This window comes from Desulfatibacillum aliphaticivorans DSM 15576, from assembly GCF_000429905.1.
Taxonomy (GTDB): domain Bacteria; phylum Desulfobacterota; class Desulfobacteria; order Desulfobacterales; family Desulfatibacillaceae; genus Desulfatibacillum; species Desulfatibacillum aliphaticivorans.
The window spans coordinates 1-25,678 of sequence record NZ_AUCT01000021.1 but is presented as its reverse complement, the minus strand read 5'-3'; the positions used below and the strand labels follow the sequence as shown (position 1 = coordinate 25,678).

General features: G+C 54.9%; 21 protein-coding genes. 9 read left to right on the top strand and 12 right to left on the bottom strand.

Translation table 11 applies throughout. From position 1 onward, the window contains the following. The first annotated feature begins 103 nt into the window (after window positions 1-103). Window positions 104-1,180 (top strand): peptidylprolyl isomerase, encoded by a 1,077-nt coding sequence (locus G491_RS36660; protein WP_051327356.1) that lies wholly within the window; start codon window positions 104-106, stop codon window positions 1,178-1,180. 23 nt (window positions 1,181-1,203) lie between these two features. Continuing rightward, window positions 1,204-1,872 carry an RNA polymerase sigma factor gene (locus G491_RS0117805; RefSeq protein WP_015948546.1) on the top strand — a complete coding sequence of 223 codons (669 nt, stop codon included), beginning with the start codon at window positions 1,204-1,206 and terminating at the stop codon, window positions 1,870-1,872. 29 nt (window positions 1,873-1,901) lie between these two features. Here G491_RS0117805 and G491_RS0117800 read toward each other — a convergent pair whose 3' ends face one another. Together G491_RS0117800 and G491_RS0117795 are read right to left on the bottom strand one after the other, a co-directional pair. Next, window positions 1,902-2,234, bottom strand: coding sequence for a hypothetical protein (locus tag G491_RS0117800; RefSeq protein WP_015948547.1), 333 nt, complete (start codon window positions 2,232-2,234; stop codon window positions 1,902-1,904). Window positions 2,235-2,266: 32 nt separating this feature from the next. After that, window positions 2,267-2,749 (bottom strand): hypothetical protein, encoded by a 483-nt coding sequence (locus tag G491_RS0117795; protein ID WP_028315549.1) that lies wholly within the window; start codon window positions 2,747-2,749, stop codon window positions 2,267-2,269. A 130-nt stretch (window positions 2,750-2,879) separates the two neighbouring features. Between G491_RS0117795 and G491_RS0117790 the strand changes: the two genes are divergently transcribed. Next, the gene (locus G491_RS0117790) at window positions 2,880-3,656 is read left to right on the top strand and encodes a hypothetical protein (protein WP_015948549.1); all 777 of its coding nucleotides are present in this window, start codon (window positions 2,880-2,882) and stop codon (window positions 3,654-3,656) included. 21 nt (window positions 3,657-3,677) lie between these two features. Next, complete coding sequence (locus G491_RS0117785) at window positions 3,678-5,252, top strand: hypothetical protein (RefSeq protein WP_157468370.1); 1,575 nt, start codon at window positions 3,678-3,680, stop codon at window positions 5,250-5,252. A 6-nt stretch (window positions 5,253-5,258) separates the two neighbouring features. On the opposite strand, the gene G491_RS0117780 is transcribed toward G491_RS0117785, so the two are convergent. The 3 genes from G491_RS0117780 to G491_RS31360 form a co-directional block, all read right to left on the bottom strand. Continuing rightward, window positions 5,259-5,732, bottom strand: coding sequence for a PilZ domain-containing protein (locus G491_RS0117780; protein WP_015948551.1), 474 nt, complete (start codon window positions 5,730-5,732; stop codon window positions 5,259-5,261). 136 nt (window positions 5,733-5,868) lie between these two features. Continuing rightward, window positions 5,869-9,045, bottom strand: coding sequence for an ATP-binding protein (locus G491_RS0117775; protein WP_028315547.1), 3,177 nt, complete (start codon window positions 9,043-9,045; stop codon window positions 5,869-5,871). Then, window positions 9,042-10,313 carry a metallophosphoesterase family protein gene (locus tag G491_RS31360; protein ID WP_051327355.1) on the bottom strand — a complete coding sequence of 424 codons (1,272 nt, stop codon included), beginning with the start codon at window positions 10,311-10,313 and terminating at the stop codon, window positions 9,042-9,044. The genes G491_RS0117775 and G491_RS31360 overlap by 4 nt, the downstream gene beginning before the upstream one ends. A gap of 1,124 nt (window positions 10,314-11,437) precedes the next feature. On the opposite strand from G491_RS31360, the gene G491_RS35555 reads away from it, so the two are divergent. Next, window positions 11,438-11,605, top strand: coding sequence for a hypothetical protein (locus G491_RS35555; RefSeq protein ID WP_015948554.1), 168 nt, complete (start codon window positions 11,438-11,440; stop codon window positions 11,603-11,605). A 51-nt stretch (window positions 11,606-11,656) separates the two neighbouring features. Here the strand turns inward: G491_RS35555 and G491_RS0117755 are convergent, their stop codons facing one another. The 6 genes from G491_RS0117755 to surE all read right to left on the bottom strand — a co-directional run bounded on the left by G491_RS0117755 (window position 11,657) and on the right by surE (window position 18,943). Further along, window positions 11,657-13,150, bottom strand: coding sequence for an AMP-binding protein (locus tag G491_RS0117755; RefSeq protein WP_015948555.1), 1,494 nt, complete (start codon window positions 13,148-13,150; stop codon window positions 11,657-11,659). Between the two features lie 72 nt (window positions 13,151-13,222). Continuing rightward, the gene (locus tag G491_RS0117750; RefSeq protein WP_028315545.1) at window positions 13,223-14,188 is read right to left on the bottom strand and encodes a hypothetical protein; all 966 of its coding nucleotides are present in this window, start codon (window positions 14,186-14,188) and stop codon (window positions 13,223-13,225) included. A 34-nt stretch (window positions 14,189-14,222) separates the two neighbouring features. Continuing rightward, on the bottom strand, window positions 14,223-16,493 hold the full coding sequence (gene cysS / locus G491_RS0117745; RefSeq protein ID WP_028315544.1) for a cysteine--tRNA ligase: 2,271 nt from the start codon (window positions 16,491-16,493) through the stop codon (window positions 14,223-14,225). A 27-nt stretch (window positions 16,494-16,520) separates the two neighbouring features. Beyond that, complete coding sequence (gene tmk, locus G491_RS0117740; protein WP_028315543.1) at window positions 16,521-17,183, bottom strand: dTMP kinase; 663 nt, start codon at window positions 17,181-17,183, stop codon at window positions 16,521-16,523. Then, window positions 17,176-18,150, bottom strand: a complete 975-nt coding sequence (locus G491_RS31355; protein ID WP_015948559.1) for a 3'-5' exoribonuclease YhaM family protein — start codon at window positions 18,148-18,150, stop codon at window positions 17,176-17,178. The genes tmk and G491_RS31355 overlap by 8 nt, the downstream gene beginning before the upstream one ends. A 31-nt stretch (window positions 18,151-18,181) precedes the next feature. Next, window positions 18,182-18,943 carry a 5'/3'-nucleotidase SurE gene (gene surE, locus G491_RS0117730; RefSeq protein ID WP_028315542.1) on the bottom strand — a complete coding sequence of 254 codons (762 nt, stop codon included), beginning with the start codon at window positions 18,941-18,943 and terminating at the stop codon, window positions 18,182-18,184. A 119-nt stretch (window positions 18,944-19,062) separates the two neighbouring features. On the opposite strand from surE, the gene G491_RS0117725 reads away from it, so the two are divergent. Beyond that, entirely contained in the window at window positions 19,063-21,324 is a 2,262-nt protein-coding gene (locus tag G491_RS0117725) for an LPS-assembly protein LptD (protein WP_084511575.1), read from the top strand. 6 nt (window positions 21,325-21,330) lie between these two features. Here G491_RS0117725 and G491_RS0117720 read toward each other — a convergent pair whose 3' ends face one another. Next, window positions 21,331-21,885 (bottom strand): CBS domain-containing protein, encoded by a 555-nt coding sequence (locus G491_RS0117720; protein WP_015948562.1) that lies wholly within the window; start codon window positions 21,883-21,885, stop codon window positions 21,331-21,333. A gap of 212 nt (window positions 21,886-22,097) precedes the next feature. On the opposite strand from G491_RS0117720, the gene G491_RS34160 reads away from it, so the two are divergent. From G491_RS34160 to G491_RS0117705, 3 genes are all read left to right on the top strand, one after another. Then, complete coding sequence (locus G491_RS34160) at window positions 22,098-22,397, top strand: hypothetical protein (protein WP_157468368.1); 300 nt, start codon at window positions 22,098-22,100, stop codon at window positions 22,395-22,397. Window positions 22,398-22,549: 152 nt separating this feature from the next. Then, window positions 22,550-23,728, top strand: coding sequence for an NAD-dependent epimerase/dehydratase family protein (locus tag G491_RS0117710; protein ID WP_028315539.1), 1,179 nt, complete (start codon window positions 22,550-22,552; stop codon window positions 23,726-23,728). Between the two features lie 10 nt (window positions 23,729-23,738). Next, window positions 23,739-25,085 (top strand): TetR/AcrR family transcriptional regulator, encoded by a 1,347-nt coding sequence (locus G491_RS0117705; RefSeq protein WP_168161218.1) that lies wholly within the window; start codon window positions 23,739-23,741, stop codon window positions 25,083-25,085. The last annotated feature ends 593 nt before the right edge of the window (window positions 25,086-25,678 follow it).

Below are 25,678 nucleotides of genomic sequence, written 5' to 3'. Positions count from 1 at the left end.
CGGGGCGCCCCGCGCTCGCGGGATAAAACGCTGTCGCCATGTCCTGACATTTGTTGAGGGGCATTCTCTTTTAAATCCCAAGAAGAAAGAAACGGGGTAGTTCATGAAAAAACTTGTAATGCCTGCTTTGGTTATCGCAATGCTTCTGGCCTGGGTCATTCCTGGGGCGGCTCTTGCCGAGGCCGGCGCGGACGATGGATCGGAAAAGGTGGTCGCCGTGGTTAACGGCGCATCCATCACACAGGCCGAGTTGGATCAAGCTCTGATGCAGGGCATGTTAAACGCTACGAAAGGGATGCAACTGAGTCCTGAGCAGGCGCAGCGTTTCAAAAGCCAGTATTCCGGCAGGGTTTTGGACAAACTGATTATGGACGAACTCCTTAGTCAGGAAATCGAAAAACGGAAGATCACGGCCGCCCCCGGAGAGATGGCCAAAGCCCTTAGCGAACAGCTTGAATTGCAATTAGTGGCTTCGGGTAGAACCAAAAAGGAATATGAAGAAAGCGACCTTAAGGCCAAAGGCCAGACCTGGGATCAGTTTATTGCGGGCATCGCCGCAAGACCTGAAGTCGCTCATATGTATCTCCTGGAAAAAATGGTAAAAACGATAGCTCCTGAAAAAGTGAAAGTCACTGACGCGGAAATCCGCAAATTCTATGACGACAACCTGGAAAGCCGCTTCACCAAGCCTGAGGAGGTTCGCGCCAGCCACATCCTGTTTGGAACAAAGGATGCGAAAACCGCGGAGGAAAAGGAAGCCATTAAGAAACAGGCTCAGGAAGTCCTTTTGAAAGCCAAGAAGCCCGGAGCGGATTTTGCCGCTCTGGCCCGGGAATACTCCTCCTGTCCGTCCAAAGAAAAGGGCGGGGACTTGAATTTTTTCACAAAAGAGCGCATGGTGCCCGAGTTTTCCAAGGCTGCTTTTTCCATGGAAGTGGGGGAAATCAGCAGCTTGGTGGAAACGCAATTCGGTTACCATATTATAAAGGTGACCGATAAAACCCCGGCTGAGGTCAGGCCTTTTGAATCCGCGGCGCTGGCAATCAGAAAGGGTTTGGAAACCCAAAGGGTGCAGCAGGAGTTGATGACCCTGGCCAACGGGTTGAAGGAAAAGGCGACCATCACCTACCCCGGCGTTTTGCCCGACTCCGCAGCAGGCGAACAAAAGGCAACCAAATAGCGGACTGCAATCCGGCAGACAGTATGGGAACACGGTTTGATAAGGATCTGGATCTGGCGCAGCGGGTATGCCGGGAACTGGCCAAAGGCAACAACAAGGCCATCCTTGAGCTATACTCGTTGTACCAGAACCTTTTTTTCCGTTTCGCCATGCGCCGCCTGTTTTCCCCCACGCAGGATAAAGCCGAAAGAATCCTGAGCGATTTCTGGCTGGAACTGCTGAACCGCAAGGCGCTTGGAAGCTACGCAGGAAAGGCCTCTCTCTCAACCTATCTGTTGGTGATCCTCAACCGAAGAATCCTCGACCACAACGCACGCTTTGCAAAAAGGCGCGAACGCTTTGTGCAGGAGCCCAATATTGACAACAATTCCGGGCTGCAGGAAAGCCCGGAAGAAACCCTGATCCGCAGCCAAAGGGAAAAGGTCCTGGCCCTGGCCCTGGCGTCCCTGGATGACATTTCTCCCCGGGACGCCCGCCTGATTCGCATGCACCTGGCCGGGCTTAATTACGAGCAAATGGCTGAAAGGGAATTGCAAGGGGAGAAATTCACCAAGGAAGAACTGCACAAAAAAACAAATGCCTTGAAAAAACAGTTTTCGCGCCCCGGAACCGGATCTCTCGCCAAGTTCAAAACGGTTCTCACCCGGGCATTGAATAAATGCGGGCTCACCCGGGAAGACCTGCTTGAATAGGCCCTCCCGGTTTTGGGCGCATCATTGCATCATTCCCCGGAAAACTTCTTTAAAATCTCTTCAAAACTTTTGGCGGCTGCTTCCACGGTTTGGGATACCCCGGTAAAAATCTCGTTGTTGACCAGACCGCTGGTTATCTCCTCCAGACGCTCCACCATCTGCGCCTGCTGCTCGGCAAGCTCCTTTTCCACCGTCTCAAAGTTACCCGGCTTAAAGCTCTGGCCTGGGGAAATCTTGCCGCAGGCTTCCCGGATGTCCGAAACCACCCCTTCCTGAAGGGTTTGCAGGCTGCGCACCGTCTGCTCCAAAGACTCCTGGATGATGCGCACCATCTGATCGGGCTTAAGGGGATTTTCCTCCATAGCTGCGCTCCTTTTTTTGGGCGTAATCAGGGCTATTCCTCTTCTTTTTTTACGGCCTCCCGAACCCGCTCCTCCACCATGCGGGACAACGCCTCCCGAGCGTTGTCCAAAGACCGGCGCACTTCCATGTCCAACAAACGGGAAAACTCCACTGAGGCGCTTTCCATGGCTTCCAGCATGCACAGGCGCGCCTGCCGGGCGCTTTCCCGGATTTCAGCGGAAGCCTCCTCAACCGCATTGGTAAGATAGACCACCTCGCGGGCAGCCCCTTTTTTCAGGCGGACGGACTGGACGATCTTGCGCCCCTGGGCGGCTCCGGCCTTTCTGGTGGCGTCTTCCGCGGCTCGCTGGGCGTCCAGGGCTCGCTCCCGGGAACGCAATATTTCCATTTCATACCCGGACAGGGTCACGGCGCCATTGGGGTTTTCCCCCGGCTCTCTAACCCTGGATTTGGCGGAGACGGTGCAAGTCCCCCCTGTTTGGGGGGCGGATTTATGGGTTTTGTCTTGGGTCATGGCATGCCTCGCAGCGTGCTTCTGATGTGTATTGTGTAGTATTCAATACGCATTCGTCAAGAAAAAAATGTCACCATTTTATTTCAAGGCGGGACTAACAGGCAGATCTAACCAATAGGAGACCGTTCGTATGTGGCGCGATCATGCCAGATTTTTTGAGATCGACCTGGAAGAAACTCAGGATGCGCCGAGGGTCAGGGATCATGGCCCTTTGCGAATCGTCCTGTTCCGCCGTGCAGCCAAGCTGCGCAGCCACGCGGTCAAGCACCTTACCAATCTCACCCAATACGAGACCACCTGGAAAAGAATCAGCGGCGTGGACATTGAGTTGATCCGCCGGTGCATCGCCGACCTGGAAAAGGCCGGCTGCCCTTTTTTTAAATTCAGCCCTGAAAATCCGCCCTGCGACGACGGCCGGGAAGGCTGCCGCCTTTTCGACAGGTGTCCGGCGTCGGTGAAGCAGTTGGAACAGGCTTATTGCAACGCCCTGGTGCAGTGCCTCATGGAAGGAGGCCAGGTTCCCAGGTACGCCTATTATTATTGCGACAACGAACAAGCCCATATGTTTTGCCTGATGCCTGACGCGCCTTTGGTTTTAAAGGCGTCCCTGCTTCCGGAAGAGACGGAGACGTACAACCTGATGACCTGCTACGGCAGCGAGGGAGTCAGTTTTACGGAAATGCGGGACATCCAGGTGGAAAAAATCCGCAACGAAGCCCGGGCCAAAAATACGGACCTGTGCAGCCTGGCGGGATGGGGCCTGGAACAGGCTCGTTCAGACCAGGCCAGGGAGCACGCCAAGGGCCGGGAATCCGCCAAAAAGAAGCGCCGCCTGAAAAAGCGCCATAAGCGCGGGGGCGGCAACTGGAAGCAATATCTCAACGAATACGAAGACCTTTACCAATAACCTCCTCGCAGGACGACCGCTATGCAAACAACGCCAAACACGCCCCCCGTCATTTCATGGGACGATCTGTTCGATCAAGCCACGGAGGACGCCAGCATCCACCTGTGGGCTGCACAATCCTGGCTCGCGCCGCCATCCGGATACACCCAGGGATACGTGCTATCGCTCGCTCTTTGCCATCGTGCAAGGAGTTGTGCGGCTCAAAGGAGGATCAAGGAACGCGCGCCTGCAGACTATGCAGGCTACGGCGCTGTTCTGAAAGGAATGTTTGACGAGGCAAAGTCAGCCCTGGCCCAAAGCCTTGAAAACGACAGGGATGCCATGCAGGCGGTCTTGAACGGGGAAGTTTGGGCCATGGCCGGTTCTTTGGAAGAATACCTGGAACAGGTTCTGCGCCTGGAGGAAGACGCACGGCTGTTTGAAGACCATCCGGATCTTGCCTTGGAGGTCCGGGAGGCTGCACACGAATTTGTCGTGCGATTCGCCATGATGGACCGCGTACGAGAAGAGCTGGGGGGCGCTCTTTTCCGGGGTCTTGAATCCGCTGAACTCATCGGGCGCCTTTCGCGCATCGGCGAGCGTTTTCGGGAATCCATCGGCTGCTTTCACATGATCCGGGACCTGTGGCCTGCGTTTAAGGAAAGGGAATACAACGAGGCGTTAGCATGGCTGGAGATTCCGCCGTCTGGCGCCGAAGCGGAAGATGAGGCTCTTGACGAGCCTTTAATGAACGGCTTCCGCCGGCTCATGGAACCAAGGGACGAAGAGTTGGACGGCCAAAGGACGGAGCAGGCGGTCGCTCTGGGCTTGGGGGAACTTGACCCGGCCGAGGAAGACGCGATAATAGAGACGTTGGCGCTGGATTCCGCTGCGATGGATCTGGCCCATGACGTAAGGACTTCGGCCCGCGAGGCCATGGCGCAAGACGCAGCTCCGGCTGTGTTGCCGGCCTTGGAAAAAGCCTTGCGCCCCGCGCCCGAAAGGAAATCCTGGCTGGAGGCGCTGCAAGCTGGTTTATCGTCATTTTTCACGCCCAAGCTGGCCGCAGCAGCAGCCACGGCCTGTCTGGCCTTGTTCGTCTTTTTGGCCATTCCCAACAACGATGCCGATCAACCGGTTTCCCGGGATGCGGAGTCGGCGGCTGTTTCACCCCGGCCTCCGATTCTTCCTACGGGAAGCCTGGCTGTGCTCGCCCGAAAGAACGACAGCCGGCTAAACCGGGTGAGCGCCCTGGGCTCCGCCGGGCCTGACGTGTTCGCCATGGAGCCCAGATGGAAGCTGGAATCCGGAGACGCGTTAAAGGTGAAGGCGTCCGTTGATCAAGACGCTTATGTGCACGTCATTCACATTGGTCCCGGCAAGGTTGCCAGCGAATTATACAGCGGCCGCTTGAAAGCCGGGGATGTTTTGGAACTGCCGAATGAGGATTGGTTTGTGCTGGACAAGAAAGTGGGCCTGGAAAACATTATCCTGGTTTCCGGCCATGAGCCCATGGGCGACTTGCAATCCGCCCTTGCAGGCATTTCCAGCCCCGAAGACGCAGAGCGCGTTTTCGAGGGCAGGCATGTCCAGGTGTTCGACTTTAAACACCTGTAAGATTGATCAGCGTTTGAGGTAAAAGCCGAGAGCCTTGTCGTAAGTTCCCGCCATATCCGTGAATTGGCAGCCGGTGTAATGGTCCTCCACTACCCGGACTTCGGCTCTTTTTCTGATTTGCGATTTTTCCGCATCATCCAGATTGAATTTCAGATTGATCACGTCGCCGATCTGCAGCCGGTTTTTGCTTTTGGTGAGGAAGCCCACCCCCCCTTGCGAGATGTTTTTAACCACCATGCGCCCGCCGATGGTTTCGTCCCCGACTTTGGTATACAAGCCGTTAAGCTCCGTAGGCTTTCTCCAGGATCTACGGAACTCCAACTGGATGCGATACACCTCTTTACAGGCGCAACGGACTTTAATGGCGCCCCGCTGATTTTTAAATCTGGCGACGGAAGCGGTTTTCGAAGACCCGCAATTGGGGCAGACAAAGACTGCCGTATCATCGGAATTTACATACACAATTTTGGGTTGCGACATACAATTCCCCGTAAACGCCTTCCCTCAACCCTGGGGAGGCTCTATGATCCGGTGCTTGGTGATACAAAAAGCTACAAAAAAATTGATGAAAAATCAAGAGATTGCTTTTTACAAAGCGCCTATTGACGAAAAATATTCAAGCAGGAATAATATTACCGCAGTTCAGGATGAAGGATTGCAAATCGGAAGCCCCGCCCTTAAACAATTCTACAAAACGCTTGTGGCAGGTAAAAAGGATTACTTGACGGCCCCGGGCAAGGCTGGAAATGGCTTTCGCCGCTTGGGAAGCCCGTTGTGCATCGAAATTCACCAGGACGTCGTCCATGACGACTGGCAGGTTGGCTCCCTGAACTGACCGGGATTCAATATATCCCATCCGAAGGCACAAGTAAAGGAGTTCAGCCGTTCCCCGGCTTAGCTGGGCCGGGCTTTTTCGGACGCCGTCCTGCATAATCAGCTCAATGCCGCCTTCCCCTAAAGGGGCGTATATCCGCTCGTAGCGTCCGTCTGTTATTTCCCGGAACAAAACCCCGGCCCGGGTGATGACCTCCGGCTGCTGTTCCTGCTCCAAAACAGCCACCGCCCGTTCCAGAAAGGCGCCCGCCAAGGTGTAAGCGCCCCATTGCAAAGCCTGGGAGCGCATTTTCTCTGCAAGCTCCCCCTTCTTCGCCCGAAGCCGGGAGATTTTTTTGTCCGAGGCCATGTTCTTCAGGCCCGCATTTAGCTCGGCCGAGCGTTTGGCTTGAGACTCAAATTCCTCCTCAGCCAAAGCCAGCGCCTCCCGGGCTTCCTGCAATTTGATGCGGCAGGCGTCGCGGTCGAGGGTTTCCAGCAAGCTCAAAAGCCTGCTTAAGTCCTTTTCACCTGAGATATTTCCCATGGCTGCGGCGGAGCTTTCCAATTTTGCCAAAAAAATTCGGCGCTCGCTGGAAATCAGAAATTTTTCCAGAAATTCTTCTTCGTTTTCAGCCTGAGCCTGGGCCAGGAAGCCTTTTCTTTTTTCCGCCAGTTGCTCCAAGGCCAGATTTTTCTCCAGGATCTTCCTTTCCAGGCCTTTCAGGCCCGAGGAGATTTCCTCCTTAACGGCAAGGTTTCTCCGGGTTTTTTCCAATCTGTCGGATAAATCCTGAAGCATGGCCTGGATCATGCCGGGCTGGGGATAGGGCGCGCCCAAAGACCCAGCCAGACGGTGCAGTTTATCTTCAAATTCCTGGATGGTCTGGCTGCATTGGGCTATGTCCCGCTCCAGGCTGAACGCCTGTCGCAGAATTTCAGCGCCTTTTTCCATGCTTTCAAGCGCTTCCCTGGCGGATCGGGGCGACAGGCTAGTGGGAAGCCCCTGCTCCTCCAGCCAGACGCGCCAGGCGGCATTGGCTTCAGTCTGTTTTTTCTCCGCTTCTTTATACAGACTATCCGCCTCTTGAAGGCGAGAGGCGGCGGCCTCGCGTTTTTGTCCGGTTTCCATCAGACCTTGATAAAGACCGGACCATACCCTGTATCGTTCGGATTCATTATCCAGGCAGGTGAATAATTCGGAAAGCGCCTGCAGCGAGACCGGCGTTTGAAGATCCAGGCTTGCGGCCAGGGACTCGATCTTATCTTTTGTTGCTTTCAAATTCTTGGCAAGCGCCTCCGCGGTCTGCGACATGCGGCCGAACTCCGGGTCTTTACGGGCCATTTTCTCCACAAAGGCGGTAGAAGGTTGAGTTTTTGAATTTATGATAAAAATCAAACAGGAGATGATTAATCCCGCCCCGCCTAAGTAAAGCAGAAAATGCAGCTCGGGCTTTGCAAGGGACAAGGCAAGGCAGCAGATTGCGACGGTTATAAATACAAAAGCGGGCATGGCGCCCCTCTTGCGCTTCCAGGCTGAAGCGGCGGCGTCGGTCATGCGCTGCTCCAGGTGCGTTTGCTCCTGCGCCAGCCGTTGCTCCTGGGCCGTCAGATCAGACAGTTCCCGGGCCTCGGCTTTGGCTCGCGCCAGGGGATCCTGACCGGACTGCAAGGCGGGTTCCCAACCAGGACCTGGAGCGCCGACTTTTTCCAAGGAATCTCTGCGGCGATTCTCCTCGCCGCGAAGCTCTTCCAAAGCCTCCGTGCGCATGGATTTTCTCCCCTTGGCCTGTTCCGCCGCTTCCGCGGCCCTGCTCAGCGCCAAGTCGTTTGCTTCCAACTCCTGCTTGGAAAAAAGAGCCCCCTTTCTGTTCGCCAGCCTCTCCCGGGTCCAACCTTCGCCCAAGGACTTGCACAGGGCTTCGACCTCCAAATTTTTTTGATCCCATTGGTTGGACAGCCTTTGTAAGGTCTCCTGATTTTCCCGGAATCGCGCATACTCTCCGTTAAGGGAGTTTATGACGCCGCCCAAATCCAACAAGCCGGGCTCCGCAGGCAGAGACGCCGCCTTGATTTTTTCCGCAGCCGCCTCCTCTTTCAAAACCACAATTTCCCGTCCGGCCTCTTCCATTTTTTCCAGGACGGATTCCAGTCCGGGCCGGGACCCCTCGGGAAGCATGATTGCATCCTGCGGCAGGCCGTCTAAAAAGGCTTTGGCCTGGGAGTATGCTATCCAATGGTCCCAGAGATTAATGATTTTTTCGTAATAAAGAATATCTTCACGGAATTTTTTGACGGCCGCCCGGGAGGATTTCATAGCTTCCCCAAGGCCGTTAATCTCCTCCACAGAGGCCTGATAAACATCTGCGTCTTTGGCCGCCTGACCGACAAAAACTGCGTTTTCCTTAAACTCGCTGATCGTCTGGTTGATGAGGGGGTTTTTCCCCGAAGGCTTAAACAACTCGCCTGTTTTTTGCGCGATTTTTTTCCGGGCGTTTGAGAGGGATTGCACTCCGGCGCCCAGGCTGGCGCCGTACAGGGCCGAAGCCACCTCTTCGTTGGTCAGGCTTTGCAGGGTTTCCAGTTCGGACAGGCTGAACGCGTACACATTATTGTATAAGGCGGCCGTGGTTCCCCCAAGCATGTGGAGCAGGTCGTCCCTCCCCCCTTTGGCGCCGCCGGGATAAGCTACGGATACATTTCCCCCATAAGAGCCGGGGCTCCGGGTGATAATGACCGGGCCCTCCGCCCCGTCCAGGATAAGGCTTCCCCCATGGGCGCCGCCATGTAAAGGCGGATAGGTGTTGATGCCGCCCCTGTTGGCGGGAAATCCAAAAAGCACGGCCCTGATAAAGGCCAGGAGGGTTGACTTGCCTGCTTCATTCTCCCCAAGGAAGATATTCAGGCCTGAAGATAATCCCTGCGCCTCCGTTTGATGAAAGACGCCAAACCCGTTAATGTTAAAGCCCCTGATAATCATGCATCCTCCTTCCCCAACAGGTCGATGCAAAGATTCCGCGCTTCAGCAAGCATTTCCAGGACATCGCTTTCGGACAGCTTTCCTATTGCGCCGGAAACCAGCCTGCGTCCAAACAAAGGCTTGAGGCTTTCCCGGCCGAACTCCAGCAAATCTTCGGGAGAGGACTCCATGCCCGCCATGTCTTTCAAAACCCGGGCGAGCAAGTCGTCCGAATCCATGAGTTCGGACAGGTCTTTCTCGGGCCGGCATTGGCAGCGGATTTTCTCCACCCATACAAAAGGATCTCGATCCAAAAATGTTTCGCGTATGCTTTCCACAAGCTGGGCCACAGCTTCCGGCTCGATCAATTCGTGAAACAACGCGCCTCGCCCGGAAAGGACGAATCGGCAGATCAAAGGAAGGGTTGGGTTGTCCTCCGCGGCCTGATACAGAGCGTCGATCATATCCTGCAGAAGGCTGTCCAAAGTCCGGTGAGCGCCTATGGAAGCATCAATCGCCAAAAACCGAACGGCGTCCAAGGGTTTGAAATCCAGGGAGGCAACCGCCCCGTCGCGAACCCGTACCAGATAGGCGCCCCGCTCCCCCTGTTCGGTAAAGCTGCGGCCTTGGATATTGCCGGGGTAGACAATATGGGGCTCTTCCCCTGCTATACGCTTCTGATGCACATGGCCCAAGGCCCAATAGTCCACCGAATCCAATGAAAGGTCCTTCATGGAGCAGGGGGCGTAAGGGGCGTGGCCGGTGGAGCTACCCAGATTGGCATGGATCAGCCCTATGGAAAACACCCCTTCCGGAATGGCATGAGAGGCAAACATGGCCGCAAGATTTCTTTTTTCCTCCTTGGCCTGATAGCTGATTCCGGAAATCGCCGCGATGGGAGCGCCCTGGAGTTCTGCAATGCAGGATTCCACCCGGGCGGATCCGAAAATTTTGACGTTCTCCGGCAACTCAATGGCGGCGTAGCGCCCCTGCAGCGGATCGTGATTGCCGTGCACCGCGTAAACGCCTATGCCATGCCCGGCAAGACGCATGCAGCCGTCCCGGAACGCCAGTTGGGCTCTTATGCTCCTGTCTTCCCAATCAAACACATCTCCGGCCAAAAGCAAAAAAGCCGCCTGCTCCTCGATGCAGAAATCCACCAGATTCCGCCAGGCGTCAAAGCTGGCCTGAATCATGGCGTCCCGAATATGGGGCGCCGAGGCGGCAACCCCCGCAAAGGGGCTGTCCAGATGAATATCCGCTGCATGTACAAAGGAAAAAGTCGCCATAACCGTTATATATCAGAAAGCATTAAAACCTAAAACGCCTTACTTGCTAGGGGAGACCGGCCCCTGTCGCCAAATTTTTCCGGATTCTACGCTTGTAAAAATAAAATCCTGAAAAAACCTTAAATACTCAGGATTAAACAGAAACAATGTTTTTCTAAAAAAACAACTTCCAACTCCATGGTCAGCTACATGCGGTCAAAAATTTTTAACTGCGATTTTTTGAAATTTTTATTTGATATCGAATGGTTATTGGTTTGGCCTCAAAACCTTTTACGGGAGCATTTTTTTTTGCTTCGTCCCCATGGGAAAAATCGCCCTAATTCGCCCCATTCTTACATTCTTGTTCAAATAACTTTTTTTCCGAAATGAATTGATTTCCTACTCCTTTTGTGAAAAATCCCACACAGCCGGATCGGGTGAAGTTCCGCCCGGACACCTACTCAAGGTACATGACAATATTTGTTAAGGGCTAGGGCGAATTGAAGCACGGAAGGCCAATCTCCATGCATCGCCTATACCCTGTTGTGCATCGGGAGACACTGCGCCGCACGAAGGCCGTAATCAAGCAGCGCAATGGAAGGCCGAGAGGTAAGCGACGGCGCGGACATTCCGCGCCCTGGCGTGTATTGACATTGCAAGTATTTACCGATCGTTAAAAAGAAGCTGTGAGCTCGCCGCGTTCGATAAACTTGAATTTTAACATACTTTAACCCTCGCACAATTCCTAAGAAAACTCCTGAAAGCCTCGCAGGTTTTATCCTTAATGCGCCTGCGCCATGAAATAGACGCATGCGCCATATTTTTGACATCCGTGCCTTTGAAAAGGTCTCCGACTCTTCCTTGCACCCGGTTTTACAGGCAGATTGCCCGAGCCTCCGTAACGTAAATTTACGGCTTAATTTCTGAGAAACTTTTGCCGAATATATATAGCAGGGGCTTAAACACGCAACAAATAATAAAAAACGCAACAACCTGGATTGCCAATATTTTTGGCGCCTGGTTTGCACTACGAGAAAACCGAATCCATTTTAAGACGATCCGGAATTGGAATTAAAATCCCTGGACGCAATGCAGGGTAGAGGGAATCTTTATCCCCCACTTAAAAATGTAAAAGGAGTATTGCTGTGGATCCTGAGAAAAAAAAGGCCCTGGAAGAAAAACTGCTTCGATTGTTTGAAAACCAGGAAACCAAAGTAGTAGAAAGGCCGGTCAACAGAGGCATCGGCAACGTCATCCGCCGCAGGAAGGGCCAGCCCGATAAAAGGCTGAGCCTCCCTGAGCAGAGCGCTTAATTTTGTAAAGGCATTCAGACCTCTCGATCTCTCAGCACGGTATGTACCAGCCTAACCGTGCTGACTCTTGATCTCGATCCGATTGATTTCGCCATCTTTTGTTTTAGGAAGCGCCTCGACAAAAGTTACATAACGCGGTTTTTTATAACGTGCAATCCGGGCGGCGACGAACTCCATGATTTCCTCGGGAGTCAATGCGGCTCCGGGGCGGCAAGCGCAAATCGCCTTGATTCCTTCGCCGAATTTTGGGTCCGGAACCCCTATGACGCAAACTTCGTCGACGTCCGGGTGTTGCAGGATGACTTTTTCCACCTCCGCCGGATACACGTTTTCTCCGCCGGGCTTGATGAGCTCCTTCTCGGGCTTACGTCCGGCGAAGTACAGGAAGCCGCGTTCATCCAGCTTGCCCAAGTCTCCCGTGCGATGCCAGCCGTTATCAAAGCTCTGGCGGGACATTGTCCCTTTTTCCCAGAAGCCGGCAAAGACAAGCGGGCCGCGCGCGAGGATTTCCCCGGCAACGCCGACAGGCGCCTGATCTCCGTTTTCATCCACGATCTTGATGGTTGCAAGCAGGGACTCCCTGCCGGCGGAGCCCGGCGCTTCCACGCTTTTGGCCGTGGAAACCATGCCCGACGTTTCGGTTTGGCCGTACAGGGCCCAGAAGGTGCTGTTGGTTTTTTCCTGCCAGGAGGCCATAACCTGGGGTGCGTCGATTCCCAAAACATGGCTCAAAGATGAAACGTCCCGCGGGTTTTTATCCAGTTCCGCTTCCAGGTTGCTCAGGATGGGCGGAAAGCTGCCGATGACGGTGACTTTTTCGTCCTGAGTCAGGTCCAGGGCCTCGGCCGGGTCGAATTTTTCCATGACAATGTTCCGGCCGCCGGCGTGCATGACGGACATACTCAGGTTCAGGCCCGTAATATGGAACATGGGCAGCATGTTCAGGTAGGCGTCCTGACGCCCAAGCTGCATGGCGGCGATGCCCTGGATATTGCTGTATATGACGTTATTGTGGGTCAGAACGGCGCCGCGGGGATGGCCGTCCACGGCGGCGGTATGGATGATGCAAAACGGATCGTCCCCAAAGCCCTGGCATTGCCTGGGCGCGTTGTTTTCCATGAGGCTGTCCAGGAACTTGATGCCCTGCACGTCCGGGTCAAAGCATAACAGGGAGGTCTGGCCTTCCAACTGCTTTCCCGTGTCTGCAAAGGCTTTGTCCACCACCAGACATTTGGGGGAAGTGTCTTCCAGGATGTATGCCACTTCCTCTTTGGCCAAACGCCAGTTGATGGGAACGACGATCACGCCCAAAGCGGCTGCGGCGCCGAAAATCCATAAATATTTGTGTGTGTTAAGCCCCAGGATGGCGATGCGGTCCCCCTTGGCGAAGCCAAGGGCTTCCATGCCGTTGGCCAGAGCGTCCACCTGCTCTTTCAACTGGGCGAAAGTGATTCTTTCCTGTCCAAAAACCACGGCATTGTCGTCGGCGTATGCGCAGGCGTTTTTGGCGTAGATTTCATAAACCCCTAAACTGTGCAGACTCATAACTTTCCCCCCTTTGGTCAAGTATGGCTGTGGGTTGATTTGTGGAAAGCATCTGACGGGCCAGGCTGGAATTTACTCAATGCAGACCAGGACCGTATTTTTAACTTTCGAGGCCTCTCCTTGTTCAGAATTTTTCCCCAATGCCTGAGAAAAGGCCTTGCACGGCTCTTCCTCAATCAAAGCGATCCTTAAAACCGCCTCGCCTGTTTCCAGCGCGGGAAGCTCTTCCAGCGCCTTCACAGCCTGGGAAGCGTCGGCCTCGCCGGCGGTAAAGCGGCTTATACAGGCTGCAAAAGCCTCCTTCCACTGGTCGACGGCTTCTCCTTGGGTCGGAGGCCAGGAAAAATCATTTACGGAGAATGATAGCGGTTGAGGGTCCATCTTGTCCAACAATAAGTCCAGGGCGTCGGCGGTAAAGGTGACAAACAGGCCGGATGCCGCCGGATCTTCGCCAAGCATGCGCGCCCAGGCTTGCAGCCTTCTGCTCAGGCTGCGAACCCTCGGCGTGTCTGCGTTGGACAAGGATTCGCCCAATTTGCGAGCCTCTTTCTCCCCCGGCTCGGACAGCTCCTTTAACAGTACGCTCTCCTGGCCCGTGAGCTTCTTGAGGGAGGACTCCATGTCATAGTGCTGAAAATCCAAGGCCTGGGCCAGCAAAAGAAATACCTGGTCGGCCAAAGGCGGAGACTCTTCGCCCCTCGGGCTGGAAGAGGATTGCTTTTGTATGGCGGCCCGGATGTTGGCTGAAAAGGCTTCCTCGGTCAACGGCTGTTGGGAGCTTTGCACGGCCGCCGCCCGCAAATCCATGGCGCCCGCCCAGGAGCGGCACTCGGCCAGAACGGACCGAAGCAGCCTCTTGTCCGTCTGATCCTCCAGAGGCAGAGACAGGGAGACCAGTTTTTTTCTATAGGCGTCCATGATGGGCGGAGGCATTTCCATGTCCGAGGCCAGATACAGCGTGGGCGCCCCAAAAAGCAGATTCAATGCCTGAATTTCGTCGTCGGTGATATAGGTATATGGAAAAATTATTGCGTTCATATTTCCGTCTCTCTAATTTAAACTGGGATAGGAGTTATTTGGCCTTGCCGTCCCTAACCGTCACGCCCCGGGCGGTAAGTTGATCCCGAATGGCGTCCGCGGCGGCGTAATCCCCTTCGGCCCGGGCTTTTTCCCGTTTTTCCATGAGGGCCGATATTTCCGCATCCTGAGGCTCCGCATCAAAACTGAGCACGCCAAGCACCTGGTCCGTCTTCCGGAGGGCTTCAAGAATTTTGTTTGCGCCGGAGGAGCCCAGGGCGTTTTGGGAGGCCAGGCGATTTACCTTTTTCACCACAGCGAACAGGGAGGACAGAGCCGCTGAAACAGACAGATCGTCATCCATGGCGGCGATGAAGCCCTGCTTGATGTCGTACAGCAATTGATCCACGTCCGCGTTGGTGCGGGCGCCGTCCGCATTCTGCAGGGCTTCCACAAAGTGGTCCAGCCGCTCCAATCCCTTCGCCGCGCTGTCCAGGCTGGCCAGAGTAAGATGCAAAGGCTTGCGGTAATGGGTCGCCAACAGCCAGAATCTAATCTGGCGGCCGGTATAACCCTTGTCCTTCAGATCCTGGAGGGTGATTTTTTCAGGCCAGGCGTCTTTTTCATCCACTATAACCTGGTCGCAGTGCAGCCAGTAATTGGCGAGGGGCTTGCCGGTAAGGGCCTTGGCGATGGCTACTTCGTTTTCATGATGGGGAAAAACCAAGTCGCGGCTGGCCGTGTGGATGTCGTATGTTTCGCCCAGATATTTCATGGACATGGCCGTACACTGGATATGCCAGCTCGGCCGCACATTGCCCCATTCGGTTTTTACAAAGATGCCCCGTTTCAGTTCATTCAGGCGGGAGCGTTTGAACAAGGTGAAATCCCGGGGATTGTCCTTTTCGTAGTCGTCCAGTTCCACGGTGGCGCCCAGGCGGATTTTATCCAGGTCGATGCCGGACAAATCGCCGTATCCCTCCAAGCGGGATATGTCAAAATACAGGGAGCGCATTTTTTCATAAGCAAAACCGGTTCCGGCCAGCTTGGAGGCGATCTCCACCATGTCGTCCACATGCTTGCTCGCCCTGGGATAGGCTTCCGCAGGCTTAACGCCCAGAGTTTCGATATCTTCCATGAACTGGTCGATATGTTTCTGGGTGAACTCCTCCAGGCCCATTCCTGCCTCTTGAGAGCCCTCGATGGTCTTGTCGTCCATGTCCGTGATGTTTATGATGTGCTTGACGTCCAACCCTTTATAGGTCAGATACCTGCTTAGCAGGTCCGCAAACACAAAGCGCCGGCAATGCCCGAGCCCCATGGGTTCGTTGGCCGTGGGGCCGCAGGAGTACATGCCCGCCTTGCCGGGCTTTATAGGCGTGAACGATTCCTTGGAACGGGTCGCCGTATTGTACAGGCTCAGGCCGGATTTTTCCTGGACCGCGAACAAGGACGTGGAGAGATAGCGCTCCCCAGAGTCGGGCAGAAGAGCCACGATGACGCCTGATTTCAGTTCCATGGCTTTTTTGCACGCAATGGCCATGGCCGCTCCGGAGCTCATGCCCACAAACAAGCCTTCTTCCCTAGCCAAACGGCGGGCCATTTCAAAGGCTTCTTCGTCGTCCACATTCACCTTTTCGTCCAGGGCCTTTTTGTCAAAAATTTCCGGGACGTAGGATTCCTTAAGATTTTTCAAGCCTTGAATTTTATGCCCGAAATAAGGCTCCACCCCGATCATCCGGATTTTCGGGTTAAAGGCCTTCAATCCCCGGGAGAGCCCCATGCACGTGCCCGTGGTGCCGATGGTGGCCACCATGTGGGTGATCTGGTGCATGCTCTGCTCCCAGATTTCAGGCGCCGTGCCCTGCACGTGGGCTTTCCAGTTGGCTTCGTTATTGTACTGGTCGGTCATGAAATACTTGTCGGGATTTTCGCGAACCAGCCTATAGACCTCCTCAATGGCGCCGTCCGTGCCCAAGCGCCCGGGAGTCAACAGGATTTCGGCGCCGCGCGCGGAAAGGATTTTCCTCCGCTCTTCGCTCACCGACTCGCTCATGGCCAATAACAGGCGATACCCCTTGACCGAGCACACCAGGGCCAGGCCGATCCCCGTATTGCCGCTGGTGGCTTCGAGTACGGTCTTGTCTTTGGTAAGCTCTCCGGTCCGCTCCCCTTCCTCGATCATGGAAAGGGCCGCGCGGTCCTTGATGGAGCCGCCGGGATTGAAATACTCCAGCTTGGCGAAAATGCGCACCGCGGGGTTGGGATTCAAGCGCCTTATTTCCACCAGGGGCGTGTTGCCTATATAATCCAGTATGCTATCCATAACCTTTTATTCAGCCATGCGCATGGTTTATGCGAGGTTTCTTTTAGCCGTGAACTCGGCCAGCAATTCCTTGGTTTTTTCCCAGACCCGGTCCGGGGCGGCGTCGGCGTTTACAATGGCGAAGCGCCCAGGTTCGGCCTTCGCCAGGGTCAGGTAGCCCTGCCGCACCTTGCGGTGAAAAGCCAGGTCTTCGGCCTCGAAACGGCCCTCCTGGCTTGTGTTGTTCTGCTCGTGCAGCCTGGTCTTGGCTCTGGATAACCCAATTTCCGCCGGCAGGTCAAACAGCAGGGTCAAATCCGGCGTCAGGCCGTCCAGAATCCGGGCGTGGAGTTCGTTGATAAAATCCAGGGAAAGCTCCCGGGCGTAACCCTGGTAAGCGGTCGTGGCGTCGCAAAACCGGTCGCAAACCACGCATTTGCCGGCTTCCAGAGCGGGCTGGATCAAACGGGCCAGATGCTGGGCCCTGTCCGCCTCGTACAACAAGAGCTCAGCCAGGGGCGCCAGGGTGACATGCTCCGAATTAAGCAAAATGGCCCTGATCTTTGCGCCGATGCCCGTGCCGCCGGGCTCCCGGGTGGATATGCATTCGTAGCCCTGGGATTCCATGAATTCCAGGATGCGTCCGACCTGAGTGGTTTTTCCGGCGCCCTCGATTCCTTCCAATGTGATGAAAACACCCGGCCTACTCATCGCCGCCCGCCTTTCTTCCGCGGTAAAAATAGCGCTCCATCAACCGATGGTATCCGGTCCAGACTTCCCCGTTATCCTCCTGGTCCATAAAGGTGCGGACTCCGTTTACCTTGGCGTCCAGGTCGTCAATGTTATTCAATATAATGGCCTCCAGGGTCTTGGGCGTCTCTATGGCGCCGAACTCCCTTTCTCCATGGTGGCTGACTATCATATGCCTGAGCAACATGGCTGTTTCGTTAGGAAAATCCGGGATGCCGGCAATTTTCTCGTCCAGCATCCTGACGCCCAGGACTGCGTGGCCCATCAATCGCCCCGCGTCCGAGTAGTCTATGGCCGCTTTCCACTGGAATTCCTGCACCTTGCCTACATCATGAAGCACCGCGCCCACCAGAAGCAGATCCCGGTTGACGCCCTTGTTTTTTACGTAATGCCCGGCCAGGGGGTCCACAAGCAGAGCCACGGACAAAGTGTGTTCCGCTAGGCCTCCGATGTATGCATGATGCATTTTCTTTCCGGCCGGCGCCGCCGTGAAGGCTTTGACAAAGGCCTCGTCCTCCCAGAAGGCATTCATAAGATTGTTCAGGAAAGGATCTTGGATGCTTTCCGTCAACTCCTTGAGCTTGGCGAAAAGTTTTTGAGGGTCCGTAGGGCATGTGGGCAGAAAATCGCTGGGGTCCACCTCATCATCCGGCGTTCTGGCCAGGGCCTTGATAGTAAGCTGCAACTGGTCCCGGTAAGTTCCGGCCTGAGCCATGACAGCCACGTAGTCGCCGTTGTCAAAAGAGCCCAGGGTGTCGGGCAAAAGGTCCCACATGATAGCCCTGACCGAACCGGTGCGGTCCACCAGAGTGAGGTTCAAAAACGGCGCCCCGTCCTTGCGATGGGAGACGGACTTGTCGGTAACGGCGAAAACAGCCTGAACTTTCTCGCCGGGCTGGATGTTTTCCACAAAGGTCGTTTTGGTCATGGGTCCCCATGAGGTTATAGGTTTAACGAAATTAGGGCTTCTCCACCTTCCACTCTTTAAGCTGGTTCAAAAACCCGTAGTCCGTCATGTCGCACTGGACCGGGGTCACGGCGATGCAGTTCTCTCGCAGGGCCACGCCGTCTTCGTCCGGCGATTCGCCGAACAATTGGGTTTCGCTGCCCTGCCAGTAATAGGGCTGATTCCTGGGGTCCTTGCGGACATGAAAGGCCTCTTCCAGCCGGGCGATTCCCTGGCGGCAAATGCGTACGCCCGCGATTTCCTCCATGGGAACGTCGGGCAGGTTGACGTTCAGAAAGACGCCTTTGGGCAGGCCCCGCTCGGCCACGTCAGCCACGAGATCCTGCATAAAGCGGGCGGCGTCCGAAAAATGGGCCCCGTAGGGATTGCTGACGGACACCGCAATGGCCGGAATCCCCAGCAAGGCGGCTTCCCTGGCGGCGGACACCGTGCCGGAATAATTGAGGTTGACGCCCACATTAGGCCCGGGATTGATCCCTGACACCACCAGGTCCGGCTTTTCGCCCAGCAACTCCAGAACCCCCAGCTTGACGCAATCCGCCGGGGTGCCGTTGACGGCCCAGGAGGGAATGCCGTTTCCGTTAGTCTGGGAAAAGGCCCTGAGCGGCGTAAGCAGGGTTATGGCGTGCGCAATGGCGCTTCGCTCCCTGTCCGGGGCGACCACCTGGACCCGATGGTCCCTGGCCAGGCCATCCCGCAGGGCGGCCAGCCCGGGGTGATGAATGCCGTCGTCGTTAGTGACTAGTATGTGCATGCTCATGTCCTCGTTAATGTTCAAAATATCAAATTCGCATCATACACCAACCCGTTCTTTTATTAAACAGTAAAGCCCTGATCCTTGACTTTTTTCTCCGGTTGTCACAAAACCCTGTTATGAGACAAATTTTCCTTAAAACCGGTTTTGTTAGGCTAGGGGCGGCATGGTGGGCGCTTACCGTGCTTTTGTTCGCCCCGGCTTTTGGCCAGGGCCTGGATCTTTCCAATATGGACCCTTCGGAACCATGGAATATTACAGCTGATAAGCTGCAGTACGATAACATGACCAACACCTATCGGGGTTCCGGCAACGTGCTCATCTGGCGGTCGGGGTATCGTATGGAAGCGGATGAGGCGGGCTTTGACCGGAATAACAACAGCCTGTGGGCCGTCGGCAATGTCACGGTCAAAGGCGGCGGCGACGTGGTCACCGGGGATCGGGTGTATATGGATCTGGCCACGGAAACGGGCTTGGTGGAAAACGGCACCCTGTTCATCCAGGCGACGCATTTTTTCATCCGGGGCGGCCGCATTGAAAAATTGGGCGCCCAATCCTACCGCGTGGACGACGCCAGCCTGACCACATGCGATCCGGACGACCCGGACTGGGTCATCAAGGCCGCCAACGTCAAGGTTACGGTGGGCGGGTACGGAACCGCCAGAAATATTGTGGTCAAAGCGCGCAAGGCGCCGGTTTTTTACTCTCCGTATCTGGTCTTTCCGGCCAAAACGGAACGCCAGACGGGCTTGCTGCCGCCTCAGGTCAGCCAGTCCTCCCGCCAGGGATGGGGGATCAACCAGCCTTTTTACAAGGTCATGGGCGAAAGCGCGGACATGACTTTATACGCCCATCCCATGGAGAAGCGCGGGGTTCAGGCCGCTGCGGAAATGCGGTACGTGCTCAATCCCAAGTCCAAAGGGTACATCTTCGGCAGCTATCTCCAGGACAGAACACGGGACGACGGAGTGGGAAACAACTCCCTGGACTGGGGCTACGAAAATGACCTTTATCTTCGTCCGAACCAGGACAGGTACTGGGTCGCCGCCAAACACGACCAGCAATGGAAAAACGGCTTGAAATTCAGGCTGGACGCCGACTTTGTGAGCGACCAGGATTACCTGCGGGATTTCAAGGACGGCTACACCGGATACAGCGCCGTCAACCGGGAGTTCGCCCAGGAGTTTGGCAGGGACCTGGACGATTATGACGAGACGATCCGTAAAAACAGCCTGTACCTGCAAAAAGGCTGGGACAGCTACAGCGCCAACGCAGAGGCCAAGTGGTACGACAACGTGATTGCACGCCGGTTCGACGAACCGGACACCACCTTGCAAACCCTGCCCTTTGTCGGCTTTTCCGGAACAAGGCAGTCTTTGTTCGGCTCGTTCCTGGCCTGGGAGTTCGACTCCGGATACTCCCATTTTTACAGAGAGGAAGGAATCAGCGGCAACCGGTTTGACGTCAATCCGCGCTTTGTGGCGCCCATTGACTTCGGCCGTTACATGAGCATGGAAACTACGGTGGGGCTGCGGGAAACGCTATATAACGTCACCACGTGGGACGAGGAGCCCTCTCGGGACGACCGCACCTTTTCCCGGGAGATGTATGATTTGAAGACGGAATTTTCGTCCGAACTGGTCCGAGTTTTCAACTTAAGACCGGGCAACGGGAAGATCGACAAAATCAGGCATGCTTTCACGCCCTCCCTCAGCTACAATTACCGGCCCGACGACGACCAGGAAAAATATCCTCTGTTCGACCATGTGGACCGGCTGGAAGCCAAAAATCATGTGACCCTGGCCCTGACCAACAGCCTTTTGGGCCGAAGCAGCGTCCAGCGCAAAGAAAATTCCATATTCCCCTATGAATACAAAAAACTATGCTGGTTCGAGGTTTCCGCGTCCTACAACATTAATGAGGCGAACGAGGAAGACGCCTCTGAGTGGACCGAGCCTCACAGGCGGCAGCCTTTTTCCCCGGTCAGCGCACGCCTGGAGTTGGAGCCGGTTCAATGGCTGGCCCTGGAAAGCACGACCAAGTGGTCCCCCTATAGCGGAAATTTTGTATACAACGCCCATGGCGTGACGCTTTCAGGGCGCGGGAACGAGCTTTCCGCCGAGTATATCAAGGCGAGGGAATCCAGCGAAACCGTCTTGGGAAAAGCCCGGTTTCGGCTGGGAGAAAGCTGGTCCGCCTACGGAGGCCTGGAAAGGGACCTGGAAGCGGGCGAACGAGTCCGGAATTATACCGGGCTGATATACGAAGCCGCCTGCTGGGCCATTGACCTGGGATACTCGGACGAACCCGGAGAGCAAAGATACACGCTTCAATTTACGTTGACGGGGCTTGGCGCTTTGGGCCGCTCAGCAGCCGACTAATTTTTGTTAAAGACCGCAAGCCTTCATGGCTTCCGTCACTTGTTCAAAAAGCTCCCGGACCCTGAGAATGCCGGTGATGTGTTTCTTTTTCATAACCAGCAGAGACTGATGATGCCCCATGATCACCTGATGCAGAGCCTCGGGAAGCGTGGCGTCTTCATCCACGTATTCGCCTTCGGAAGAGGGGGAGTACATGATGTCCTTGACTTTGATGTCCGCTGCTTTTCGACAGATTTGCTCCAAAGGATTGGACCAAAGTTTGTAATCATCGGCCAAAAGTTTTAAAAAGCGGTGGGAGAAGCCGAGACGCCCAAATCCCGGACGGGATTCCAATATTTTTTCGTAACTAGGCTCCAGGGCCTTAATGACATCCAAAAGGCTCAGTTTGCCGACCACATGATTTTTATTGTCCACAACCAACACAGCCCGGGGATCCCGCACATCCGCCTTGGCTTGACATGCTTCCAGAGCCATAACGGCATCGTAAAGATTGGCGTTTTCATCTACGGTTGCATATTGATCCAGCGGGATCATAATATCTTTAACAAGTATATCGCTCATACGTTCTCCTTTGCAGCAAAGCCTAATGTGAATGCAGTAATGCTTTGTACCAGAAACCTGTTAGCCATTGCAAGGCAAACAATAGGCGCGTTTCCGCCAGGCAAATGGAAAATCAATATATTTCGAAGTGTTGCCTTAGAGGAAAGCCCATGACGCAATTATTGTCCTCCCTCCCTGGGACAGGCTGTATGTATTACACGGAAGGCCATTGCATGATAAAAATAAGCGCCGATCCCAGCTTTCATGATAAGTGGTTGTGCACTGTATTGGCAAAATGGGAGACCGCTTTTGACGCCTATTTGGACCAGGTGGAATGCTTCGAAATCGATCAGGACACGGTCATGAAAATCTGGGCCCGGAGATTCGAATCCCTGAAAGCCGAGGCGGAATGCCCCCACTTTGAACCCGGACGCCTCACCATCCTCAGTTGCGTGCATCTGCACTTTGACCTGTGCCGGCGGAAAATCCCTCTATGCCCTGGCCGCTGCAAGCGCTACACGCGGGAAAAGTAAGGCGTCCCGCCCCGCACATTTCCACTAATGGTTAAAATCTCGATCCTGTTTCTTGCAGTACAACCCCTATCTGTGTTAAATCCTGGACTATCAAAGAAAACTGAAAAATTAACGGCTTCGCGCCCCATGATTTTTTGGGGAAAGGAGGCAACATGCCGAAACGGCTCAACCTGGTGACCGGGGCCTGCGGCTTCTCCGGCTCTCATTTGGTCAAGTTGCTGCTGGAACAGGGCCAGGACGTTATAGCCGCTGACTTGCCTAAAGCCTTTGAACATCCCAAGGTAAAGGCGGTATGCAAAGGGATCGGCCTGGATTTCAATCATCCGGCCTGCCGGGCGATTCCGTGCGATTTGCTGGACACGGCCGGGGTTAGCGCTTTGTTCCAAAACCCCATCACCCATGTGTTTCACACCGCCTCTTTGTACGACTATTCCCCGCCGTTGCAACTGCTCCGCAAAATCAATGTGGAGGGGTCGATCAACCTGTTTGAGGCGGCGGCCGCGTGCAAAAGCCTGGAGCGCTTCGTCCATTGGAGCACTTGCGGCGTATTCGGCAAGCCCAAGCCCGCATCCCAGGGCGATCACAGCAACCTGCCGTTCACGGAAGACAATTCGTCGCCCAAAAACTCCACCTTTGGACAAAAGGAGCCGGAACACACCCATCTGGTGAACGACTATTCCGTCTCCAAATGGGAGCAGGAGCAACTGGCCTGGAAATATTTTCGGGGGGGCCGCCTGCCTTTGACCGTGGTGCGTCCCGCGCCTTTGTACGGACCGGGCAGCGACTACGGCCATGGCGGGATTGTGCTGGCGATTAACAGGGGATTGCTGCCTTTTATCCCGGCGGACTCCATGAATTATTTGACGACCTCCCTGCATGTGGAGGACATGGCCGGACTGGCCGCTTTTGTCGCGGATAAGGATTTTGCTTTGGGGGAAGACTACAATGTGGTTGACGAAAGCGTCATTTCATATCATGAGTTTCTACATTACCTGGCTTTGCTGCTGGGTAGGCGCATGTGGGACGTTCCCTTTGTGCGCCAGAAAAATTTAAGGGCCGTAGCCGTAGCCGCCGCTCATGGCTGGCTTTTTCTTGAGCAAAGGCTCCATGCGCCCCGGGTACGCATTTTGGAAATCGGCTCGGCGACCTATATGGCGTCCAGTTATTGGATTTCGAACCAAAAAACCAAGGACGCCGGCTACGAATATAAGCATCCGGACGTCAAAGAGGGCATGCGGTCCACCATTGAATGGTTTCGGCGGATGGGATGGTTGAAATCCGGCTACAACCCAAAAGGAATCTGGCAGGATAACTTAAGACATGATGACTGAGAATTCAAAAATGACGCATTCCAAAGGGGAGGCTCGGGGGGAAGCCACCCGGCAAAAGATTCTGGCTGCTGCGGACAAGGTCTTTTCCCAACATCCCTTTGGGGCGGCCAGCGTCCGGAAGATCGCCCAGGAAGGCGGGTTCGAGCATCCCCTGATCCAATATCATTTCAAGACCAAAGCCCGTTTGTTCGAGGAGTACATCACCCGGCTTAACGAGGAGTTCATCTCCGCCGTGCTCAGCATGCTTCCGGGTCTTGAAAAAGTCAGCCCCGCGGAAGGCTTGTCCCTGTTCCTGGACCGCATTTTGGAGCATGGATTCCAGTCCTCTTTCATGAAAGTGATGATGCTGAATGTGGGAGGCATGAACTTTCTGGATAAATCTTTGCCAGGCGCGGAAAATATGCGCAAAGCCCTGCAAAAGGTGGCGGGATTTTTTAAGGAGGCATACTCGCCCAAGGGCACGGGCCAGGAGCTTTACATGTGGATGTTCGCCTTTGCCCTGGTCTTGAACAACTTCCTTGGCGCCAGGCATTTCCACGCCAAGACGGAAGACCTGAACCCTGAATCGGACGAGTACCGCAAGTGGGTGAAAGAGGCCATGATGTTCTTGTTCCTGCCTCCCCTGCAAAGAGTCATGAAGGGAACCCAGGTGCAGGATTTCGGCCCCATCGCCCCCAGGGGCTATGGCAAGAAGAAGAAAAAGCCATCAGGGCTGGACGGCCATCTCCGTAAAGGAGAGGCCACCCGCCTGAAAATTCTGGATGCGGCCCGGGAGGTTTTTTCAACCAATCCGTACAGCACGGCCAGTATCCGTATGATCGGCAAAAAGGGCGGGTTCGACTTCACCCTCATCCACCATTATTTTCCCACCAAAAAGGAATTGTTCGAAGCCGTGGGCGTGGACCTGCTGGAACGCTCCCTGGACGTCAACCAGGACATCATGGAAGGCCTGGAAACCATGCCCGCGCTGGCGGCGCTCACCGAAGCCTTTGGGCGCATCCTGTCCAACAGCTTCGCAAACCCGGCCGCCGAAATGGTGCTTATGCAGAACATGGCCCAAATGGACCGGGGCGAGGAGATTCCCGGCTTTGAATTTGTGATGTTTTACCACAAATGCGTCATGGACATGATCCAGGAGCGATTTTTCCCGGACGCCCCGCCCAAGGTGATCCAAATGTGGCTCCACTGCCTGGTGACCATCACCTATAGCTGCGTGGGCTCCCCCGCCTATCCGGCGCGGATTGCAGGCATGGACCCCAAATCCAAGGAATACCGCCAGTGGGTGAAGGACACCCTGGTATTCCTATTCTTCCCCACCCTGTACGACATGCTGTTCCCGGGGGAAGCGAAAAAGTAAAGCTCCGGAATGGGCGTTTATTGTTGAGCTTTGTAAAACGGACGTAGGTCGGATGGTTCTGCGCTTTGGAGTTCTATTAGAAATCCTAAAAATAATTATGCAGAGCACGGCCTTTCATATGCATGGAGTTGCGAGCGCAGGTTCATCCGACGATAAGAGGGATTAGCGCTGGCTGCTCCATGTTGGGTGAACCTGCGCGATTGACTTTACCGCAATGGGCGCCGCGCTGTTAAACAGGCCAATGGGGGAGCAGGTTTTTTTCATCTTTGCGCAGAACCACCCAACCTGTTATGGGTAATACGTGTCAAGAGGCAAAACCGCTCCCTGTCCTTTTTTTATAGGAGTAGTTTTTTTTGAATTCACCTCCGGCGCCTTACGTTCGCAAGGATCTTCCGACGTTTGATCACTCTGTTATTCGCGGGTTGGTTGCCGCATGATTTTTTTTCGTCTTGGGCTCGCCCCTATCTACGTTCGTGAGTCCAGGCTTACGCCCTGTCACATAGGTTGGTCGGGGATTCCCATAACGCTGCCTTGCCTAAACGCAGGCGCCGGAAGTGGAATTATTTGTCCTTGCTAAGCGTCGTCAGGAAGTC

Bases quoted from the DNA above. Each gene is read 5' to 3' on its own strand.
- G491_RS36660 (WP_051327356.1), top strand. From the start codon at position 104: ATGAAAAAACTTGTAATGCCTGCTTTGGTTATCGCAATGCTTCTGGCC.
- G491_RS0117805 (WP_015948546.1), top strand. From the start codon at position 1,204: ATGGGAACACGGTTTGATAAGGATCTGGATCTGGCGCAGCGGGTATGC.
- G491_RS0117800 (WP_015948547.1), bottom strand. From the start codon at position 2,234: ATGGAGGAAAATCCCCTTAAGCCCGATCAGATGGTGCGCATCATCCAG.
- G491_RS0117795 (WP_028315549.1), bottom strand. From the start codon at position 2,749: ATGACCCAAGACAAAACCCATAAATCCGCCCCCCAAACAGGGGGGACT.
- G491_RS0117790 (WP_015948549.1), top strand. From the start codon at position 2,880: ATGTGGCGCGATCATGCCAGATTTTTTGAGATCGACCTGGAAGAAACT.
- G491_RS0117785 (WP_157468370.1), top strand. From the start codon at position 3,678: ATGCAAACAACGCCAAACACGCCCCCCGTCATTTCATGGGACGATCTG.
- G491_RS0117780 (WP_015948551.1), bottom strand. From the start codon at position 5,732: ATGTCGCAACCCAAAATTGTGTATGTAAATTCCGATGATACGGCAGTC.
- G491_RS0117775 (WP_028315547.1), bottom strand. From the start codon at position 9,045: ATGATTATCAGGGGCTTTAACATTAACGGGTTTGGCGTCTTTCATCAA.
- G491_RS31360 (WP_051327355.1), bottom strand. From the start codon at position 10,313: ATGGCGACTTTTTCCTTTGTACATGCAGCGGATATTCATCTGGACAGC.
- G491_RS0117755 (WP_015948555.1), bottom strand. From the start codon at position 13,150: ATGAGTCTGCACAGTTTAGGGGTTTATGAAATCTACGCCAAAAACGCC.
- G491_RS0117750 (WP_028315545.1), bottom strand. From the start codon at position 14,188: ATGAACGCAATAATTTTTCCATATACCTATATCACCGACGACGAAATT.
- cysS (WP_028315544.1), bottom strand. From the start codon at position 16,493: ATGGATAGCATACTGGATTATATAGGCAACACGCCCCTGGTGGAAATA.
- tmk (WP_028315543.1), bottom strand. From the start codon at position 17,183: ATGAGTAGGCCGGGTGTTTTCATCACATTGGAAGGAATCGAGGGCGCC.
- G491_RS31355 (WP_015948559.1), bottom strand. From the start codon at position 18,150: ATGACCAAAACGACCTTTGTGGAAAACATCCAGCCCGGCGAGAAAGTT.
- surE (WP_028315542.1), bottom strand. From the start codon at position 18,943: ATGCACATACTAGTCACTAACGACGACGGCATTCATCACCCCGGGCTG.
- G491_RS0117725 (WP_084511575.1), top strand. From the start codon at position 19,063: ATGAGACAAATTTTCCTTAAAACCGGTTTTGTTAGGCTAGGGGCGGCA.
- G491_RS0117720 (WP_015948562.1), bottom strand. From the start codon at position 21,885: ATGAGCGATATACTTGTTAAAGATATTATGATCCCGCTGGATCAATAT.
- G491_RS34160 (WP_157468368.1), top strand. From the start codon at position 22,098: ATGATAAAAATAAGCGCCGATCCCAGCTTTCATGATAAGTGGTTGTGC.
- G491_RS0117710 (WP_028315539.1), top strand. From the start codon at position 22,550: ATGCCGAAACGGCTCAACCTGGTGACCGGGGCCTGCGGCTTCTCCGGC.
- G491_RS0117705 (WP_168161218.1), top strand. From the start codon at position 23,739: ATGACGCATTCCAAAGGGGAGGCTCGGGGGGAAGCCACCCGGCAAAAG.